The organism is Aeromonas salmonicida subsp. salmonicida, from assembly GCF_001643305.1.
Classification (GTDB): domain Bacteria; phylum Pseudomonadota; class Gammaproteobacteria; order Enterobacterales; family Aeromonadaceae; genus Aeromonas; species Aeromonas salmonicida.
Window position 1 is genome coordinate 40,611 of sequence record NZ_LSGW01000099.1, and the last position, 17,954, is coordinate 58,564.

General features: G+C 57.2%; 17 protein-coding genes. 15 read left to right on the top strand and 2 right to left on the bottom strand.

Translation table 11 applies throughout. From position 1 onward, the window contains the following. Positions 1 to 20: 20 nt before the first annotated feature. Both AXW79_RS18635 and AXW79_RS18640 read right to left on the bottom strand, forming a co-directional pair. Entirely contained in the window at positions 21 to 1,667 is a 1,647-nt protein-coding gene (locus tag AXW79_RS18635; RefSeq protein WP_005319595.1) for a multidrug ABC transporter permease/ATP-binding protein, read from the bottom strand. A gap of 57 nt (positions 1,668 to 1,724) precedes the next feature. Next, entirely contained in the window at positions 1,725 to 3,830 is a 2,106-nt protein-coding gene (locus AXW79_RS18640; protein WP_005319597.1) for a TonB-dependent siderophore receptor, read from the bottom strand. Between the two features lie 384 nt (positions 3,831 to 4,214). Between AXW79_RS18640 and mioC the strand changes: the two genes are divergently transcribed. The 15 genes from mioC (at position 4,215) to glmU (ending at position 17,953) form a co-directional block, all read left to right on the top strand. Beyond that, positions 4,215 to 4,664, top strand: a complete 450-nt coding sequence (mioC, locus tag AXW79_RS18645) for an FMN-binding protein MioC (protein ID WP_005319600.1) — start codon at positions 4,215 to 4,217, stop codon at positions 4,662 to 4,664. Between the two features lie 509 nt (positions 4,665 to 5,173). Next, positions 5,174 to 7,063 (top strand): tRNA uridine-5-carboxymethylaminomethyl(34) synthesis enzyme MnmG, encoded by a 1,890-nt coding sequence (mnmG, locus tag AXW79_RS18650; RefSeq protein WP_005319602.1) that lies wholly within the window; start codon positions 5,174 to 5,176, stop codon positions 7,061 to 7,063. A gap of 8 nt (positions 7,064 to 7,071) precedes the next feature. Continuing rightward, positions 7,072 to 7,698 (top strand): 16S rRNA (guanine(527)-N(7))-methyltransferase RsmG, encoded by a 627-nt coding sequence (gene rsmG, locus AXW79_RS18655; protein WP_005319605.1) that lies wholly within the window; start codon positions 7,072 to 7,074, stop codon positions 7,696 to 7,698. A gap of 26 nt (positions 7,699 to 7,724) precedes the next feature. Beyond that, positions 7,725 to 8,528, top strand: coding sequence for a ParA family protein (locus tag AXW79_RS18660; protein WP_005319608.1), 804 nt, complete (start codon positions 7,725 to 7,727; stop codon positions 8,526 to 8,528). Continuing rightward, positions 8,525 to 9,433: a ParB/RepB/Spo0J family partition protein gene (locus tag AXW79_RS18665; protein WP_011899260.1), complete on the top strand. Its 909-nt coding sequence runs from the start codon at positions 8,525 to 8,527 to the stop codon at positions 9,431 to 9,433. Before AXW79_RS18660 ends, AXW79_RS18665 begins: the two co-directional genes overlap by 4 nt. A gap of 190 nt (positions 9,434 to 9,623) precedes the next feature. Beyond that, the gene (locus tag AXW79_RS18670; RefSeq protein ID WP_005319613.1) at positions 9,624 to 10,031 is read left to right on the top strand and encodes an ATP synthase subunit I; all 408 of its coding nucleotides are present in this window, start codon (positions 9,624 to 9,626) and stop codon (positions 10,029 to 10,031) included. An 8-nt stretch (positions 10,032 to 10,039) separates the two neighbouring features. Continuing rightward, entirely contained in the window at positions 10,040 to 10,819 is a 780-nt protein-coding gene (atpB, locus tag AXW79_RS18675; RefSeq protein ID WP_005319615.1) for a F0F1 ATP synthase subunit A, read from the top strand. A 39-nt stretch (positions 10,820 to 10,858) separates the two neighbouring features. After that, positions 10,859 to 11,086 carry a F0F1 ATP synthase subunit C gene (gene atpE / locus AXW79_RS18680; protein ID WP_370881544.1) on the top strand — a complete coding sequence of 76 codons (228 nt, stop codon included), beginning with the start codon at positions 10,859 to 10,861 and terminating at the stop codon, positions 11,084 to 11,086. Positions 11,087 to 11,143: 57 nt separating this feature from the next. Further along, a complete protein-coding gene (gene atpF / locus AXW79_RS18685; RefSeq protein ID WP_005319619.1) occupies positions 11,144 to 11,614 on the top strand; it encodes a F0F1 ATP synthase subunit B in 471 nt (156 codons plus the stop codon). A 13-nt stretch (positions 11,615 to 11,627) separates the two neighbouring features. Continuing rightward, positions 11,628 to 12,161, top strand: a complete 534-nt coding sequence (gene atpH / locus AXW79_RS18690) for a F0F1 ATP synthase subunit delta (RefSeq protein ID WP_005319621.1) — start codon at positions 11,628 to 11,630, stop codon at positions 12,159 to 12,161. 15 nt (positions 12,162 to 12,176) lie between these two features. Then, complete coding sequence (atpA, locus tag AXW79_RS18695; protein WP_005319624.1) at positions 12,177 to 13,718, top strand: F0F1 ATP synthase subunit alpha; 1,542 nt, start codon at positions 12,177 to 12,179, stop codon at positions 13,716 to 13,718. Positions 13,719 to 13,761: 43 nt separating this feature from the next. Next, a complete protein-coding gene (atpG, locus tag AXW79_RS18700) occupies positions 13,762 to 14,628 on the top strand; it encodes a F0F1 ATP synthase subunit gamma (protein ID WP_005319626.1) in 867 nt (288 codons plus the stop codon). 33 nt (positions 14,629 to 14,661) lie between these two features. Further along, positions 14,662 to 16,050, top strand: a complete 1,389-nt coding sequence (atpD, locus tag AXW79_RS18705; protein WP_005319628.1) for a F0F1 ATP synthase subunit beta — start codon at positions 14,662 to 14,664, stop codon at positions 16,048 to 16,050. An 18-nt stretch (positions 16,051 to 16,068) separates the two neighbouring features. Continuing rightward, entirely contained in the window at positions 16,069 to 16,497 is a 429-nt protein-coding gene (locus AXW79_RS18710; RefSeq protein WP_005319630.1) for a F0F1 ATP synthase subunit epsilon, read from the top strand. A 94-nt stretch (positions 16,498 to 16,591) separates the two neighbouring features. Then, positions 16,592 to 17,953, top strand: coding sequence for a bifunctional UDP-N-acetylglucosamine diphosphorylase/glucosamine-1-phosphate N-acetyltransferase GlmU (gene glmU / locus AXW79_RS18715; protein ID WP_005319632.1), 1,362 nt, complete (start codon positions 16,592 to 16,594; stop codon positions 17,951 to 17,953). Position 17,954: the final 1 nt, after the last annotated feature.

Sequence of the window (17,954 nt, forward strand, 5' to 3'; positions counted from 1 at the left end):
CAGTCTCATCGGTGCCGGCATCAAGCCGGCACCTCGCAATCCAGATGGGCGACGGCATCCCGGCTGACCTGCTCGCGCCGCTCGCCGGTCAGTTCGGTGAGCTGGCCCTGACGCATCTCCAGCAAGCGGTCGGCCAGCGGGAAGTAGTGATCGTCGTGGCTGATGGCGATCACCGTCTTGCCCATCGCCTTGAGGCGCGGCAGCAGCAGCTGATAAAAGATGCGGCGGAACTGGGGATCCTGATCCGCGGCCCATTCATCAAACAGCATCACCTCGCGCTGCTCAGCCAGTGCCAGCAGCAGAGCGACCCGCTTGCGCTGCCCCTGGGAGAGATCGATATCGGCGATAAAGTTGTCCTCGATGGCGAGCTTGCTGCCCATCTGCAACCGATCCAGCCACTCGGCGATCAGCTCGGCCTTGGGCTCGGGCCCCAGCAAATGCTGGAACAGGTGGTAATCGGTGAAGATGGCGGAGAAGAGCGCCAGATAGGCGTTGCGATCCGTGACGGGTTCACCATCCAGCAGGATCCGGCCCGACACAGGCTGATAGAGACCGGTCAGCAGCATGGCCAGGGTCGATTTGCCGGAGCCGTTGCCACCTATGATGAAGACCTGCTCCCCCTTCTCAATGGTGAGATTGATGGGGCCCACCGCGAAGCCACCCTCCCCCTGATAGTGAAAGCTCACCTGCTCCAGCTGGATGCGTTGCCAGGCACGGGGTGCCGGTGGCAGCGGGAAGTCGGGATCCGGCTCGGCCAGCGCCAGTGCGGCTATCTTGTCGAACGCTACCTGGGCGGAAAGCAGGGTCGGCAAGGCGCCTATCCCCTGCAACAGCGGAGTGCGCAGGAACAGCAGGGTCAGGGCAAAGGTGGCGGCCACATTGGTGTTGGCCCAGCCGAGGCCATTGGCCAGGAAGAAGACCAGGCCTATGGCTCCCAGCATCATGATATTCGACCAGTTCACCGCGCTCAGGTGATAGGTGTCGGCGCGAATGATCTGCTGGCGATAGTCACGGGCGTTCTGCTCATAGAGCTGGTGGTAGACGAAATGGGCCCGCTCGCGATTGAGCGCCAGCTCTTTGCTGCCCGCTATGATGGCCTGATAGTTCTGATAAAGGCGATCCTCCGCCTGACGCATGTGGGAGAGATGGCGATAAACACGGTTCACCAGCAGCCAGCCCACCACCATGGTCACAGTGACCCAGAGTGCTGTGACGCCGAGCAGGGCCGGTGACAGCCAGCCGAGATAGAGGGCCGAACCAACAGTGAGCACCAACCCCTGCACCAGCTCGGGCAGGCGCACGAAGGCGATGGTGATCTGGCCTATGTCGCTGGAGAGGGACGCCAGCAGCGGCCCCTGGCCAAGCTGGCGAATGCGGGCGACATCGGTATCCAGCAGTTGCTTGAGCAGACGGCCCCGCAACCGGTAGACGAAATGATGACCGAGTGTGGTCAGGGCCAATTGAGATCCGAGTGTGATCACCAGCAGCAACAGGATCAGGCCAAGCAGTTGGCCAAGTACCGGCAGCGGATCGCCGACGGATTCGACAAGAGATTGATTAATAAAGGCAATAACGCCGATCCCGCTCACTGCGCTAAGCAGGCTGAGCAGAGTAATGGCGATGAAGGGCCAACGATATTGGCGGTAAACCAGAGACAAGAGTTCCATGACGGGCCTGTATGCGGGGAAAAAAGGGCGGAAGTCACGACTCCCGCCCGACCTCTGTTACCAGCGGTAGTTGATGCTGCCCACCACACTGCGCGGCTCGCCGTAGTAGCAGTAGTAGTCACAGCTGGCCACGTAGGTTTCACCCAGCAGGTTGTTGACGTTGAGCTGGGCTCGCCAGTTCTTGGCAAAGTCATACCCGATCATCGCATCCCATACGGTATGGGCCGGTACCTGGGCCGAACCATAGATGGGGTTGTAGCTGGCATCCACGGCGCCTATGCCGACACTGGAGCCGACATAACGTACGCCGGTTCCCAGTTCCAGACCGGAAGCAACTCCCTGCTGCACCTTGTAGTTGCCCCAGAAGGAGGCGATATGGCGCGGGATCAGGCTGGCACGGCGATCACCCTTGCCGGTGTCGTTGGTCTTGGCATCCGTGTAGGTATAAGCAGCGGTGAGACGCAGCGCCTCTGTGGCCTGCACGCTGCCTTCCAGCTCGACACCCTGGGAGGTCACTTCGCCGGCCTGGGTCTGCTGACCGGATCCTGTAGAGACGAGCGAGTTGGTCTGCTCCAGATCGAACAGGGCCAGATTGATGTAACCGTCTAGGAAGCTGGGGGCGTACTTGACGCCAGTCTCATACAGGGTGCCCTTGAGCGGCTTGTAGGAGTTCTGGGTATTGGGATCTATCCCGGGCAACACCTCGAACGATTCGGCGTAGGCAATATAAGGAGAGAGACCGTTGTCGGCCAGATACATCAGGCTGCCGGAGAGGGATAGCTCGTGATCGTACTGTTTCTCCTCCTTGCTCTTGGCTTCGCTGATGTTGTGGGTCTCCACATAGTCGAAGCGGCCACCACCGGTCAGCAACCAGCGATCGTCCCAGCGGATCTGGTGCTGGGCATAGAGGCCGCTCTGGCCCTTGGTGCTCTTCTGGTGGATGGTGGTGGATTCGTCAAAACCGGGGAAGCCGCTGTAATCCGGGTTCATGGTATTGATGGAACCCATGCCGAAGTTATCGGCTTCCTGACCTTCGTTGACGTGACGCTGCAGATCCAGCCCCAGCAGCAAGGTCTGCTCCGTGCTGTCCGTGTTCCAGTAACCCACCATCTGGTTATCCATGGTGGCGCTCTTGGTGTCGCCATCCCGGTAGACCAGCCCACGGTAGGCGGTCGTGCCTTCATAGGTCGGGAAGATATAGGTCTGGCGCAGCAGCAGATCGTTGTAGTTGAAGCGGACGTTCTGCTTGAATTCCCAGGTCTGGTTGAGCTGGTGGGCCAGCTCGTAACCGGCGGAGATCTGGGTGTTGCGATTGCGATCGTAATCCGGCTGGCTCAGGTTGGTGGAGGGATCAATCTGGCCACCGCTGGTATTGAGAGTGCCATAGACAGGGAAGAAGCCGTTGGTCGGCACACCTTCGTCATGCTTGAAACTGGCCAGCAGGGTCAGGCTGGTACGATCCGAGATATCCAGGGTGACGCTTGGCGCCAGATAAACCCTATCGTTATAGGTATCGTTCAGCACGCCGTCACGCTCGCTATAGAGGGCGACCAGACGGTAGCGACTGTTGTCGGTCAATGCATCCGAGACATCCACCCCGATCTGGCGAAGATCCCGGCAGCCCATCTGCAGATCCAGCTGCCCCTGCGGGGTGGCAGTCGGCCGCTTGCTGATGGCATTGATCACGCCGCCGGGAGGCGCCTCGCCGTAGAGGATCGAGGCGGGCCCTTTCAGCACTTCCACGCTTTCCAGACCGAACGGCTCTGGCGTCCACACATAGTAGCCGGTGCTGAACAGGCGATTGCCATCCAGATAGGAGGCGGCATCGAAGCCACGCACCTTGAACCAGTCAGCATCGTTGTCGGATCCATAGGATTGGGAGAGCACACCGGAGCGGTAGCGCAGCGCTTCGTCCAGTTTCAGCACGGCGTGCTGATCCAGTTCCTCACGATTGACCACTGAGACGGCCCTTGGCGTCTCGGCCATGGGCACTTCCACCTTCATGGCGGTACCTGTCACCACCATGGTTTCGCTGGCTTTTGGCAATTCTTTCGGTTGTTCGGCCAGTACTGGCAGGCTTGCCAGCAGGCAGGAGAGCGGCAGCAGTTGCTGTGCCCCTCTATTTCGCATCGCTGCGGTCAGGGTGTTTTTTTGCGCAATCATATAAGTGTCTCAAATATCAATGAGTTGTTTCTGGTTTCTTATTATTGGTGACCGATCAAGCTGGTCTGCCCGGTTCCTCAGGCGAATAAAGCAGCGCAATGCTACTACAGGAGCCATGATCGAATCGATTCAATAATTGCTAATCATTTGCATCTGCATTGTTACCTGACGTATCAAAGCAGCAGCTGTCGGGCAGAAAAAGGAGGGATCAGACAGGGGCATTTCCGAGGAAAAGATCCGAGGCAGACGAAAAATGGGGGATCCTGCCTTATATAGGAAAAGAAAAGAGGATCCATTATCCCCAAGCTTTATCCATATTTATCCACACCCTTTGGCGGTAGAATTCGGCTTTCCGTTTCATTGTCTGAACTCAGGATCCATTCCATGGCCAAACTCAATCTCGTCGTCGGCTCCATGCTGGGCGCCGCCGAATATGTCGCAGACCACGTCGCCAACCTGCTGGAACAGGCGGGCCATCAGGCCGAGATCCACAATCCAGCCAGCCTGGCCGAGGTGCTGGCCGAGCCGGACGCCATACTGCTGGTGGTCACCTCCACCCACGGTGCCGGTGATGTGCCCGACAATCTGCAACCCTTCGCCAAGGATCTTGCCGAGCAGCATCCGGATCTTAATGCCTTGAAATATGGCGTTATCGCCCTCGGCGACAGCAGTTATGACACCTTCTGCCAGGGCGGCAAGACGCTGGATCTGCTGCTGAGCGAATGTGGCGCCAGCCGGATCGGGGATCGTCTCGACATAGATGTGACCCAGCATGAGATCCCTGAAGATGCCGCTGAGGCCTGGATCCAGGGCTGGATGCAGATGATCGCCTGATCAGGAGGGGGGAGATCCGGTAAAAAAGCCTTGATCTCCCCGTTTATCCCCAGATCGCTATCCACCAAGTTATTAACAGATTGATCCTGACGACTTGTTCTACACGGTTACCCACAATGCCCAGGGGTAATGTGCATAACTACCATGTAAACCTCTGCAAAACCTATAGTTATCCATGTATTAGATCCAACCCGCCAGCCACCTGTGTATAAAAGCACTGGTTATACCCTGGTTCACGGCCCCAGGATCCAAGCTTTTCCACAAGCTAGGATCGTCTTTAACACGATGATCTTTATGATAAAAAAGTGCTTATCAACAGAAAAGGCGGATCCTAATAAAAGATCCAATAAAAGATCGATCTAAAGATCCTTAAGATCTATTAAGTAGATCCTCCCTTCATTCTGAACGTTAAGTAGACGTTCCCCTCAGGACGCGAAACAGATAGAATGTTCAGCCCCTCAGCCCAGGCAATCAACGATCTTCAGACGTGCAGATCAAGGTGATCCCCAATGCAATACCATGAACAATTTGATGTGATCGTCGTTGGTGGCGGTCATGCAGGAACCGAAGCAGCAACAGCGGCAGCCCGTATGGGCCTGAATACCCTGTTACTGACCCACAACATCGATACGTTGGGACACATGTCCTGTAATCCGGCGATCGGCGGGATCGGCAAGGGACACCTGGTCAAGGAAGTTGACGCCCTCGGCGGGATCATGGCGCGAGCCACAGATCTTGCCGGGATCCAGTTCCGTACCCTCAACTCCTCCAAGGGACCAGCGGTACGAGCTACCCGTGCTCAGGCGGATCGACTGCTCTACAAAGCCGTTGTTCGCCAGATGCTGGAGAACTATCCCAACCTGAAGATCTTCCAGCAGGCCTGTGATGATCTGATCATGGACGGGGATCGTGTTGCCGGTGTCGTCACCCAGAGCGGGATCCGCATCAGTGGCAAGACAGTCGTGCTGACGGTCGGGACCTTCCTGAACGGCTTGATCCACATCGGGATGGAAAACTACAAGGGCGGCCGCGCCGGGGATCCTCCCTCGATCGCCCTGGCTCAGCGGCTGCGCGAGATGCCGCTGCGCATCGATCGTCTCAAAACCGGGACGCCGCCACGGATCGACGCCCGCAGCGTCGATCTCTCCGTGATGCAGGCGCAGTACGGCGATGATCCGCGCCCTGTCTTCTCGTTTATCGGCGATGCCAGCCAGCACCCACGCCAGGTGCCCTGCTACGTCACCCATACCAACGAGCGCACTCACGATGTGATCCGCAACAACCTGGATCGCAGCCCCATGTACGCCGGGGTGATCGAAGGGATTGGTCCCCGTTATTGCCCGTCGATCGAGGACAAGATCACTCGCTTCGCGGACAAGACGGCCCACCAGATTTTTGTCGAGCCGGAAGGCCTGACCACCCACGAACTCTATCCGAACGGGATCTCCACCAGCCTGCCATTCGATGTGCAGGTGCAGATAGTGCGTTCCATTCGTGGTTTCGAAAATGCCCACATCACACGCCCCGGCTATGCCATCGAATATGACTTCTTCGATCCCCGGGATCTCAAGGCCAACATGGAGAGCAAGTACATCGGCAACCTGTTCTTCGCTGGCCAGATCAACGGTACTACTGGCTACGAAGAAGCCGCGGCCCAGGGCCTGATGGCCGGTTTGAATGCCGGTCTGCGTGCCCAGGACAAGGATCCCTGGCATCCCCGCCGGGATCAGGCCTACATGGGCGTGATGATAGACGATCTCTCCACCCTGGGGACCCGCGAGCCTTACCGCATGTTCACCAGCCGCGCCGAATATCGCCTGCTGCTGCGGGAAGACAACGCCGACCTGCGCCTGACCGCCATTGGCCGCGAGCTGGGTCTGGTGGATGACGAGCGCTGGGGCAAGTTCAATATCAAGATGGAACAGGTGGAGCTGGAGCGTCAGCGCATGCGTTCGACCTGGATCCACCCGCAACATCCGTCACTGGAAGCGGTCAACGCCCTGGTCAACACGCCGCTGACCCGTGAGCAGAACCTGGAAGAGCTGCTGCGTCGCCCCGAAGTGACCTACGATGCGCTGATGGCCATCGAAGGGGTTGGTCCGGCGCTGAGCGATCACGCCGCCGCCGATCAGGTGGAGATCCAGATCAAGTACGCCGGTTATATCGAGCGTCAGTACGACGAGGTGGAGAAGCAGTTGCGCAATGAGAACACGCTCTTGCCGCTGGACATGAACTACCGCGACGTCAACGGTCTCTCCAACGAGGTGATCGCCAAGCTCAACGATGCCAAGCCCGAGACCATTGGTCAGGCTTCCCGCATCTCCGGTATCACACCGGCGGCCATCTCCATCCTGCTGGTTCACCTGAAAAAACACGGCCTGCTGCGTAAAACCGCCTGAGGATCTCCATGCTGCAAAGATTGAACTGCCTGCTCATGCAGGCCGGTATTGTTATCACCGACACCCAAAAGACCCAGTTGGTTCAGCTTGTCGAGTTGCTGCACAAGTGGAACAAGGCTTACAATCTCACCTCGGTGCGTGATCCCGACGCCATGCTGGTCAAGCATATCCTCGACAGCCTGGTGGTGAGCCCTCACCTGCACGGTGAGCGCTTCATCGATGTAGGGACAGGTCCTGGGCTGCCTGGCTTGCCGCTGGCCATCATCAATCCTGACAAGCAGTTCGTGCTGCTCGATAGTTTGGGCAAGCGGATCAACTTTATCCGCCAGGTGATCCAGGTGCTGGGCCTGACCAATGTGACGCCAGTCAAATCCCGGGTGGAAGAGTATCAGCCTGACGTGGGGTTTGATTGTGTGCTCAGTCGGGCCTTTGCCTCGCTGGAGGACATGCTGAGCTGGTGTCACCATCTGCCGTCCGAACAGGGCAGCTTCCTGGCGCTCAAGGGGCAATATCCCGAGCAGGAGCTGGCCCAGTTGCCTGCCAATATCCGTCTGGTAGCCTGTCATGAATTGCGGGTACCGGAACTGGAAGGCGAACGTCATCTGCTGGAATTCAAACATATCCAGCCCGAATAGGGTCGCAGTTTCATTTAGGGGATAGTGTGGGAAAAGTCATCGCCATAGCCAACCAGAAGGGTGGAGTGGGTAAAACCACCACCTGTGTGAATCTGGCCGCCTCCCTGGCCGCTACCCGGCGCAAGGTGCTGGTGATCGATCTGGATCCCCAGGGCAATGCCACCATGGGCAGCGGCGTCGACAAATACGAAGTCGAGCGCACCGCCTACGAGCTGCTGATCGAAGATGCCCCCATCGCCGAAGTGATCATCCCCGAAACCTCGGGGGGCTATCACCTGATCGCCGCCAATGCCGACGTGACCGCGGCCGAAATCCGTCTGATGGAATTCTTCGCCCGCGAGATCCGCCTGCGCAACGCCATTGCCTCGGTACGGGACAAATACGACTACATCTTCATCGACTGCCCGCCTTCTCTCAACATGCTGACCGTGAACGCCATGGCCGCCGCCGATTCCGTGCTGGTGCCCATGCAGTGCGAATACTATGCACTGGAAGGGCTCACCGCTCTGGTGGACACCATCAGCAAGCTGGCAGCCGTGGTCAATCCGGAGCTGAAGATCGAAGGGGTGCTGCGTACCATGTTCGATCACCGCAACCGGCTGGCCAATGATGTGTCCGATCAGCTGAAACAGCATTTCGGGGACAAGGTCTATCGCACCATCATCCCCCGCAACGTAAGACTGGCGGAGGCCCCGAGTTTCGGAGCCCCGGCCATGCACTATGACAAATCATCGGTGGGCGCCAAGGCCTATCTGGCGCTGGCGGGCGAAATGCTGCGCCGCCAGGAGCAGGAACGTCCGGTGACCATCGCAGACCGAGAGAGCATATGACGCCGAAAAAACGTGGGCTGGGCAAGGGGCTGGACGCCCTGCTCAGCACCAGCACGGCCGCGCGCCAGAAACAGGTGATGAGCGACCAGCGTACCGAAGAGGCCATGGCCCCCACCAATCAGGGTGAGCTGCGCAGGCTGCCGGTGGAGTGGTTGCAGTCCGGCAAGTACCAGCCGCGCAAGGATATGTCGCAGGATGCGCTGGAGGATCTGGCAAATTCCATTCGCGCCCAGGGCGTGATCCAGCCGATCGTGGTGCGCCCCCTCGGCGAGCAATCCTTCGAAATCATTGCCGGTGAGCGGCGCTGGCGAGCTTCCCAACTGGCCCGCCTCGACGTTGTGCCCTGCATCGTCAAGGATGTGCCTGACGAGGCCGCCGTCGCCATCGCACTGATCGAGAACATCCAGCGCGAAGATCTCAATGCCATCGAGGAGGCGGTTGCCCTGCAGCGGCTGCTGACCGAGTTTGAACTGACCCACCAGCAGGTGGCCGAGGCGGTGGGCAAGTCCCGCACCACTGTCACCAACCTGTTGCGCCTCAACCAGCTCAACGATGACGTGAAGCGCTTCGTCGAGCACGGCGATCTCGACATGGGCCACGCCCGTGCCCTGCTTGCCTTGAGTGGTCAGGCCCAGTCCGAACTGGCCAAGCTGGTCGCGCAGAAGGGGCTGACAGTACGAGATACCGAGAAACTGGTGCAAAAAGCGCTGGAACCGGCAAAAGCCAAGGTTGAACCCGTGCGCGATCCACAGTTTGGTTATCTCGAGCGCCAGCTGTCGGAAAAAATTGGCAACCAGGTTCAGTTACAGGTTGGCAAGCAAGATAGCGGAAAGTTAGTAATAAGTTACGTGGATTTAACCGACTTGGACCGTATTTTGGGCTATTTTGGCCTGTCGGAATCGTGATTTTTACGCTTTTTGTAGTAATAAAACATCCATTCCTTTTGATATGAACATAACCTTAATTCTGTGCGGAAAGCCGCAAAAATTAAGGGTTTTTGTCATATTGCAATCACCGCCTTCAAGGGTATAATTTGACCGGCTTTTGGGGCTGTAAATTCGTGCGTGTCAACATGTCGATTTTTACAGTTCTGTAATGTTCAGGGGGCATTTGGTGGAGCAGAAATTAGCCTGGAAAGGTTTGACACTGGCCTTGGCTATACTTGCTTGCCAACTTACCCTGATCCTGGCTGTGAGTGCCACTTGGGCTCATCTAAGAGGCATTCCGGCCGGATACGCGTCCCTCTATGGGGGAGGCGTATATCTGATTCCACAACTCCTGTTCAGTCTGTTTACGTTGAGCCGGAAGCTTGGCCCCGGGAGTGCGGGCTGGGTGTTGTGGGATTTTTGTGTTGGAGCAGGGATCAAGCTGGTAAGTACTGTCGCACTCTTCGTGACAGTGCTCCTGTACGTCGAGGTGGAACATCTCCCCCTTTATGTCACTTATGCGCTCTCCCTGTTTTTCCAATGGGTCATCACGATCGTTCTCAATAACCGCTACTAGGAAAACTCATGGCTGCAACCGGAGAAGCCCTGACTACTCAGGGATACATCTCCCACCACCTGCACCATCTGCAAGTGGGTTCGGGGTTCTGGACGGTAAATATCGACTCCATGATATTTTCCGTTATCCTCGGCGCTCTGTTTATCTGGATATTCCGCAAGGTGGCCGCGACTGCGACCAGCGGTGTTCCGGGCAAGCTTCAGTGTTTTGTAGAAATGGTTGTCGAGTTTGTGGATGACACCGTCAAGGGTATCTTCCACGGTAAGAGCAAGCTGATCGCTCCGCTGGCGCTGACCGTGTTCATCTGGGTTTTCCTGATGAACCTGATGGACCTCATCCCGGTTGACTACCTGCCCTACACGGCACAAGTGCTGGGCATCCCCTACTTGCGAGTAGTTCCTTCCGCCGATGTTAACATCACCATGTCCATGGCTCTGGGAGTCTTCGCCTTAATCATCATTTACAGTATCAAGATGAAAGGTGTCTCGGGCTTTGTGAAAGAGTTGACCCTCAACCCTTTCAATCACTGGGCATTGATCCCTGTTAACCTCGCGTTGGAGTTGGTTACCCTGCTGTCCAAACCCATCTCTCTGGGTCTGCGTCTGTTCGGTAACATGTATGCCGGTGAACTGGTATTTATCCTGATCGCCGGTCTGCTACCGTGGTGGTCCCAATGGCTGCTTAGCGTGCCTTGGGCGCTGTTCCACATTCTGGTAATTACTCTGCAAGCCTTTATCTTCATGGTGTTGACCATTGTCTATTTGTCGATGGCCAGTGAAGACCATTAATCCTGTTACGTTTACTAGCTCTGTTTGGAGAATATAAAGATGGAAATGATTTACTTCGCCGCTGCAATCATGCTGGGTATGGCCGCTGTCGGTGCCGCTATCGGTATCTCTCTGCTGGGTGGCAAGTTCCTGGAAGGTGCTGCTCGTCAGCCTGACCTGATGCCTATCCTGCGTACCAACTTCTTCATCGTAATGGGTCTGGTCGACGCAATCCCGATGATCGTGGTCGGTATGGCTCTGTACCTGATTTTCGGGGTTGCAGCCTGATAAGTGATGCTGTTGTTATCACTTTCTTTTTAAATTTCATATAGAGAGGTCTTGGTTGTGAGTATCAATGCCACCCTCCTCGGTCAGACACTTGCTTTCATCATTTTTGTCTGGTGCTGCATGAAGTTTGTATGGCCGCCCCTGATGGCAGCCATCGAGGCTCGTCAGAAAGCTATCGCTGATGGTCTCTCTTCCGCAGAACGCGCCAAGAAAGATCTGGATTTGGCCAAGGCCAACGCCACCGATCAGCTGAAAGAAGCCAAGCTCCAGGCCGCACAAATCATTGAACAGGCTAACAAACGTAAAGCCCAGATCATTGATGAGGCGGCTGTTGGAGCACACACTGAGCGGGAAAAAATCCTGGCTCAGGGCCGTGCCGAGATCGACGCTGAACGTCATCGCGCCAAAGAAGAACTGCGCAAGCAGGTTGCTGCTCTTGCCATTGCGGGCGCAGAGAAGATCCTGGCGCGCCACATCGACCAGGCTGCCAACAGCGACATCGTCGACAAACTGGTAGCAGAACTGTAACGGGAACGGGGCTATGTCTGAACTGACTACAATCGCTCGCCCCTACGCCAAGGCTGCTTTCGAGTTTGCCGTTGAGCACAAGGCGGTTGACCAGTGGCTGGGGATGCTCGGCTTCGCTGCACAAGTAGCGGAGAACGAGACCATTCACAACCTGGTACACGGCTCTGTGGCTGCCGAAGAGCTCGCAAACCTGTTTGTGGGCGTCTGCGGTGAGCAACTCGACGAGCATGGCCAGAACCTGATCCGGGTAATGGCTGAGAATGGTCGCTTGGGTGTGCTGCCGGCGGTCCTTGCTGAATTTGTCGCGTTCAAGGCTGAACTGGATAAAGAAGTTCAGGCTGACGTGATTTCGGCGATCGAACTGACCGACCAGCAGAAAGCCAATATTCAGGCTTCTCTGGAAAAACGTCTCGCGCGCAAAGTGAAGCTGAATTGCAGCATGGATGCGTCCTTGATGGCCGGGGTGCTCATCAAGGCCGGTGATCTGGTTATCGACGGCTCTGTCCGCGGTAAGCTGGATCGCATGGCCGACGCGCTGCAATCTTGATTGGGGTATTAGAGCATGCAACTGAATTCCACTGAAATCGCCGAGCTTATCAAGCAGCGCATCGCGCAGTTTGATGTCAAAAGTGAAGCGCGTAACGAAGGTACCATCGTCTCTGTGAGCGACGGTATCATTCGTATTCACGGCCTGGCCGATGCCATGCAAGGTGAGATGATCGAGCTGCCGGGCAACCGCTTCGCTCTGGCATTGAACCTGGAGCGTGACTCCGTTGGTGCTGTGATCATGGGTTCCTATGACGGTCTGTCAGAAGGAATGAAAGTAAAAGGCACTGGCCGTATTCTGGAAGTGCCGGTAGGTCGTGGTCTGTTGGGCCGGGTGCTGAACACCCTGGGTCAGCCGATCGACGGTAAAGGTCCGGTCGAAAACGACGGCTTCTCGCCGATCGAAGTGATCGCCCCGGGCGTTATCGAGCGCAAGTCCGTTGACCAGCCGGTTCAGACCGGTCTGAAAGCCATCGATGCCATGATCCCTATCGGTCGTGGCCAGCGTGAGCTGATCATCGGTGACCGTCAGGTGGGCAAGACCGCCATCGCGATCGATACCATCATCAACCAGAAAGACTCCGGTATTAAGTGTGTCTACGTTGCGATTGGCCAGAAGGCCTCCACCATCGCCAACGTGGTACGCAAGCTGGAAGAGCACGGCGCCCTGGCCAACACCATAGTGGTGGTTGCCTCTGCGTCCGAAGCTGCCGCCCTGCAATACCTGGCTCCGTATGCCGGTTGCTCCATGGGTGAGTACTTCCGTGACCGCGGTGAAGACGCGCTGATCATCTATGATGACCTGTCCAAGCAGGCCGTAGCTTATCGCCAGATCTCCCTGCTGCTGCGCCGTCCGCCAGGACGTGAAGCCTACCCGGGTGACGTTTTCTATCTGCACTCCCGTCTGCTGGAGCGTGCTGCTCGCGTCAACGCCGAGTACGTAGAGAAGTTCACCAATGGTGCCGTGAAAGGACAGACCGGTTCTCTGACCGCGCTGCCGATCATCGAAACCCAGGCCGGTGACGTGTCTGCATTCGTACCGACCAACGTGATTTCCATCACCGATGGTCAGATCTTCCTGACTTCACAGCTGTTCAACTCCGGTATTCGTCCGGCGGTTGACCCGGGTATCTCCGTATCCCGTGTGGGCGGTGCTGCTCAGACCAAGATCGTCAAGAAGCTGTCCGGTGGTATCCGTACCGCACTGGCCCAGTATCGCGAGCTGGCGGCATTCGCCCAGTTCTCTTCTGATCTGGACGAGGCAACTCGCAAGCAGCTGGATCACGGTGTGAAAGTGACCGAGCTGATGAAGCAGAAGCAATACTCTCCGATGAGCGTTGCCCAGCAGTCGCTGGTGCTGTTCGCCGCCGAGAAAGGCTATCTCTCCGATGTCGAACTGAACAAGATTGTCGACTTCGAAGCCGCTCTGCTCTCTTACGCCAATACCCAGCATGCTGAGCTGATGGCTGAAATCAATGCCAAAGCAGATTACAACGACGCGATCGTTGGCAAGCTGACTGCGTTGCTGGATGACTTCAAGGCAACCCAGACCTGGTAAGCGTGTGTGGCAGCGCGAGCTGCCACCTGATGGAGAGTAAGAGATGGCCGGCGCAAAAGAGATACGTAACAAGATCGGGAGTGTGAAAAACACTCAGAAGATCACCGGCGCTATGGAAATGGTGGCAGCAAGCAAAATGCGCCGTGCGCAGGAACGCATGTCTGCCAGCCGTCCGTACGCTGAAACCATGCGCAAGGTGATCGGCCATATCGCCCAGGGGAACTTGGAATACAAGCACCCCTACCTCATGGAACGTGAGGTCAAGCGAGTGGGTTACATAGTCGTCTCCACCGACCGTGGCCTGTGTGGCGGTTTGAACATCAACCTGTTCAAGGCTGCCCTCAATGATATGAAGCAATGGAGCGCGAAAGGTGCCAAGGTTGACCTGGCTCTGATCGGCAACAAGGCCTCCAGCTTCTTTGAACGGCACGGCGCCAAGGTGCAAGCTCATGTCGCAGGACTGGGTGACAACCCGAGCGTCAATGACCTGATTGGTTCAGTCAAGGTCATGCTGAAGGCTTACGACAACGGTGAGATTGACAGGCTGTATCTGGTGTACAACAAATTCGTGAACACCATGGTGCAGCAACCACGGGTCGATCAACTGCTGCCTTTGCCCGTAACTGAAGACAGCAAGCTCGCCAAGAAACACCACTGGGATTACATCTATGAGCCGGATCCCAAGCAACTGCTGGACACCCTGCTGATTCGCTATGTCGAATCCCAGGTATACCAGGGGGTGGTAGAAAACTTGGCAAGTGAACAGGCAGCCCGAATGGTTGCCATGCAAGCCGCGACTGACAACGCCGGCAACCTGATCAACGACCTGCAACTGGTGTACAACAAGGCCCGTCAGGCCAGTATTACCCAGGAACTGACAGAGATCGTATCCGGTGCTGCTGCGGTGTAAGGCAAGGGTTATCAAAGGTTTAGAGGATTTGACATGAGTAACGGTTTCATCGTCCAAATCATCGGCGCTGTGGTGGACATCGAGTTCCCGCAGGATGCCGTGCCCCAGGTGTACGACGCAGTCAAGGTCGTCAGCGAAGGTCAAGGTCAGGGTCTGGTGCTGGAAGTTCAGCAACAGATCGGTGGCGGCGTCGTTCGTTGCATCACCATGGGCTCCTCCGACGGTCTGCGTCGTGGGTTGGAAGTAATGAATAGCGGTAAATCCATCCAGGTGCCGGTCGGTGTATCGACTCTGGGTCGGATCATGAACGTACTGGGTGAGCCGATCGACGAAAAAGGTCCGATCGGTGAGGAAGAGCGTTGGTCCATCCACCGCGCGGCCCCCAGCTACGAAGATCAGTCCAACAGCAACGACCTGCTGGAGACCGGCATCAAGGTTATCGACCTGGTATGTCCGTTCGCCAAGGGTGGTAAAGTCGGTCTGTTCGGTGGTGCCGGTGTAGGCAAAACCGTCAACATGATGGAGCTGATCCGTAACATCGCCATCGAACACAGCGGTTATTCCGTGTTCGCCGGTGTGGGTGAGCGTACCCGTGAGGGTAACGACTTCTACCACGAGATGATGGAGTCCAACGTACTGGACAAAGTATCTCTGGTTTACGGTCAGATGAACGAGCCGCCCGGAAACCGTCTGCGCGTAGCGCTGACCGGCCTGACCATGGCCGAGAAGTTCCGTGACGAAGGTCGTGACGTGCTGTTCTTCGTGGACAACATCTACCGTTACACGCTCGCGGGCACCGAGGTATCCGCACTGCTGGGCCGTATGCCGTCTGCAGTAGGTTACCAGCCGACCCTGGCCGAGGAGATGGGTGTTCTGCAAGAGCGCATCACCTCCACCCGGACCGGTTCCATCACGTCAGTCCAGGCCGTTTACGTGCCTGCGGATGACTTGACCGACCCGTCTCCGGCGACCACCTTCGCCCACCTGGACGCCACTGTCGTTCTGTCCCGTCAGATCGCGGCACTGGGTATCTACCCGGCCGTTGACCCGCTGGACTCCACCTCCCGTCAGCTGGATCCGCTGGTAGTTGGCAAAGAGCACTACGAGACTGCTCGTGGCGTTCAGACAGTGCTGCAGCGTTACAAAGAGCTGAAGGATATCATCGCCATCCTGGGTATGGATGAACTGTCAGAAGAAGACAAACTGACCGTAGCCCGTGCCCGTAAGATAGAGCGTTTCTTGTCCCAGCCGTTCTTCGTGGCAGAAGTGTTTACCGGTTCTCCGGGCAAATACGTGCCGCTGAAAGAGACCATCCGTGGTTTCCAGGGCATCCTGAAAGGCGAGTATGACGATCTGCCTGAGCAGGCGTTTTACATGGTTGGCAGCATCGACGAAGTCGTCGAGAAATCCAAGAAACTGTAAGCCTCGATAGGAGGGCCCATGGCTGAGATGATCTCCTTTCACCTGGATGTGGTGAGCGCCGAAGGGAAACTGTTTTCCGGTCGCGTGCAATCTGCTCAGGTATCAGGCCTCGAGGGTGAGCTGGGTCTCCGTCACGGTCATGCTCCGTTGTTGACTGCCATCAAGCCGGGCCTGGTCCGTCTGGTGAAGCAGAATGGAGCGGAAGAGGTGCTGTACATCTCCGGCGGTATGCTGGAAGTACAACCTGAATCTGTGACCGTACTGGCGGACACTGCGATTCGTGCCAAGGATTTGGATGAGGCGAAAGCCCTGGAAGCCAAACGTGCGGCCGAAGCGCGGATCCACAGCTCCCATGGTGATATCGACTACGCCCAGGCCGCCACCGAGCTGGCCAAGGCGATGGCCCAACTGCGGGTTATCGATATCGTCAAAAAGAATTACCGTTAATTGCGGTGATGTAAAAAGCGACCTTCTGGTCGCTTTTTTTTTGCTCGTTGGATAGACTCCGCCGAGTATTTTTTCATGTTCCAAAGGCCAATTTATGTCCCTCAACGTCGTGATCCTGGCTGCGGGTAAAGGTACTCGCATGCGCTCTGTCCTGCCCAAAGTGCTGCATCCGGTAGCCAATAAACCCATGGTTTCCCATGTGATCGACACCGCCCGCCAGGTCGGTGCCGAGCAGTTGCATCTGGTGTATGGCCACGGTGCCGAGCTGTTGAAGGAGCGGATCCTGGCGCCCGACTTGAACTGGGTGCTGCAGGCGCAGCAACTGGGTACCGGCCATGCCGTCGCCCAGGCGATCCCGTTCTGGAAAGATGAAGATGACGTGCTGGTGCTCTACGGCGATACCCCGCTGATCCAGCCCGAGACACTGCAACGGCTGCTGGCCGCCAAGGTCGACAAGGGCATGGCGCTGCTGACAGTGGTACTGGACAACCCCACCGGCTACGGCCGTATCGTGCGGGAAAACGGCCAGGTGGTCGGTATCGTCGAGCAGAAGGATGCCAATGCCGAGCAGCTGACCATCCGTGAAGTGAATACGGGTGTACTGGTGGCCAACGGCGCCGACTTGCGTGGCTGGTTGTCGCGCTTGGACAACAATAATGCCCAGGGCGAACTCTACCTGACCGACGTGATCGCCATGGCCCATGCCGATGGTTGCCCCATCGCTGCCGTACATCCTGACAGCGCCATGGAAGTGGAAGGCGCCAACAACCGGGTTCAGCTGGCAGCGCTCGAGCGCAGCTACCAGAAGATGCAGGCCGAGAAGCTGATGATCGCAGGTGCGACCCTGCTCGACCCCGCTCGTTTCGATCTGCGTGGAACGCTGGAGATAGGTGAAGAGGTGGTGATCGATGTGAACGTCATCATCGAAGGCAAGGTGACGCTCGGCAACCACGTGCGCATCGGGGCCGGCAGCGTGCTGAAGGATTGCGTCATCGGCGATCATACCGAGGTGAAACCTTACTCCATCATCGAAGGGGCTCAGGTGGCGGATCTGTGTTCCGTCGGCCCGTTTGCCCGTCTGCGTCCTGGCGCTGTGCTGGAGCAGGATGCCCACGTCGGCAACTTCGTCGAGATGAAGAAATCCCGTCTCGGGGTCGGTTCCAAGTGTGGTCACCTCACTTATCTGGGGGATGCCGAGGTGGGTGCCAAGGTGAATATCGGTGCCGGCACCATCACCTGCAACTACGACGGTGTGAACAAGTTCCAGACCATCATAGAGGACGATGTGTTTGTCGGCTCCGATACCCAGCTGGTAGCGCCGGTGCGCATCGGCAAGGGAGCTACCCTGGGGGCCGGTTCAACCATCACCAAGGATGTGGCCGAGAACGAGCTGGTCATCACCCGTGTGCCCCAGCGCCACATCAAGAATTGGGCCCGTCCGGTCAAGAAGAAGTGAT

Excerpts from the sequence above, each read along its gene's own strand:
- atpB (WP_005319615.1), top strand. The coding sequence starts at position 10,040 with ATGGCTGCAACCGGAGAAGCCCTGACTACTCAGGGATACATCTCCCAC.
- AXW79_RS18710 (WP_005319630.1), top strand. The coding sequence starts at position 16,069 with ATGGCTGAGATGATCTCCTTTCACCTGGATGTGGTGAGCGCCGAAGGG.
- rsmG (WP_005319605.1), top strand. The coding sequence starts at position 7,072 with ATGCTGCAAAGATTGAACTGCCTGCTCATGCAGGCCGGTATTGTTATC.
- mnmG (WP_005319602.1), top strand. The coding sequence starts at position 5,174 with ATGCAATACCATGAACAATTTGATGTGATCGTCGTTGGTGGCGGTCAT.
- atpA (WP_005319624.1), top strand. The coding sequence starts at position 12,177 with ATGCAACTGAATTCCACTGAAATCGCCGAGCTTATCAAGCAGCGCATC.
- AXW79_RS18640 (WP_005319597.1), bottom strand. The coding sequence starts at position 3,830 with ATGATTGCGCAAAAAAACACCCTGACCGCAGCGATGCGAAATAGAGGG.
- atpH (WP_005319621.1), top strand. The coding sequence starts at position 11,628 with ATGTCTGAACTGACTACAATCGCTCGCCCCTACGCCAAGGCTGCTTTC.
- glmU (WP_005319632.1), top strand. The coding sequence starts at position 16,592 with ATGTCCCTCAACGTCGTGATCCTGGCTGCGGGTAAAGGTACTCGCATG.
- mioC (WP_005319600.1), top strand. The coding sequence starts at position 4,215 with ATGGCCAAACTCAATCTCGTCGTCGGCTCCATGCTGGGCGCCGCCGAA.
- AXW79_RS18670 (WP_005319613.1), top strand. The coding sequence starts at position 9,624 with ATGTTCAGGGGGCATTTGGTGGAGCAGAAATTAGCCTGGAAAGGTTTG.
- AXW79_RS18635 (WP_005319595.1), bottom strand. The coding sequence starts at position 1,667 with ATGGAACTCTTGTCTCTGGTTTACCGCCAATATCGTTGGCCCTTCATC.
- atpG (WP_005319626.1), top strand. The coding sequence starts at position 13,762 with ATGGCCGGCGCAAAAGAGATACGTAACAAGATCGGGAGTGTGAAAAAC.
- atpD (WP_005319628.1), top strand. The coding sequence starts at position 14,662 with ATGAGTAACGGTTTCATCGTCCAAATCATCGGCGCTGTGGTGGACATC.
- atpE (WP_370881544.1), top strand. The coding sequence starts at position 10,859 with ATGGAAATGATTTACTTCGCCGCTGCAATCATGCTGGGTATGGCCGCT.
- AXW79_RS18665 (WP_011899260.1), top strand. The coding sequence starts at position 8,525 with ATGACGCCGAAAAAACGTGGGCTGGGCAAGGGGCTGGACGCCCTGCTC.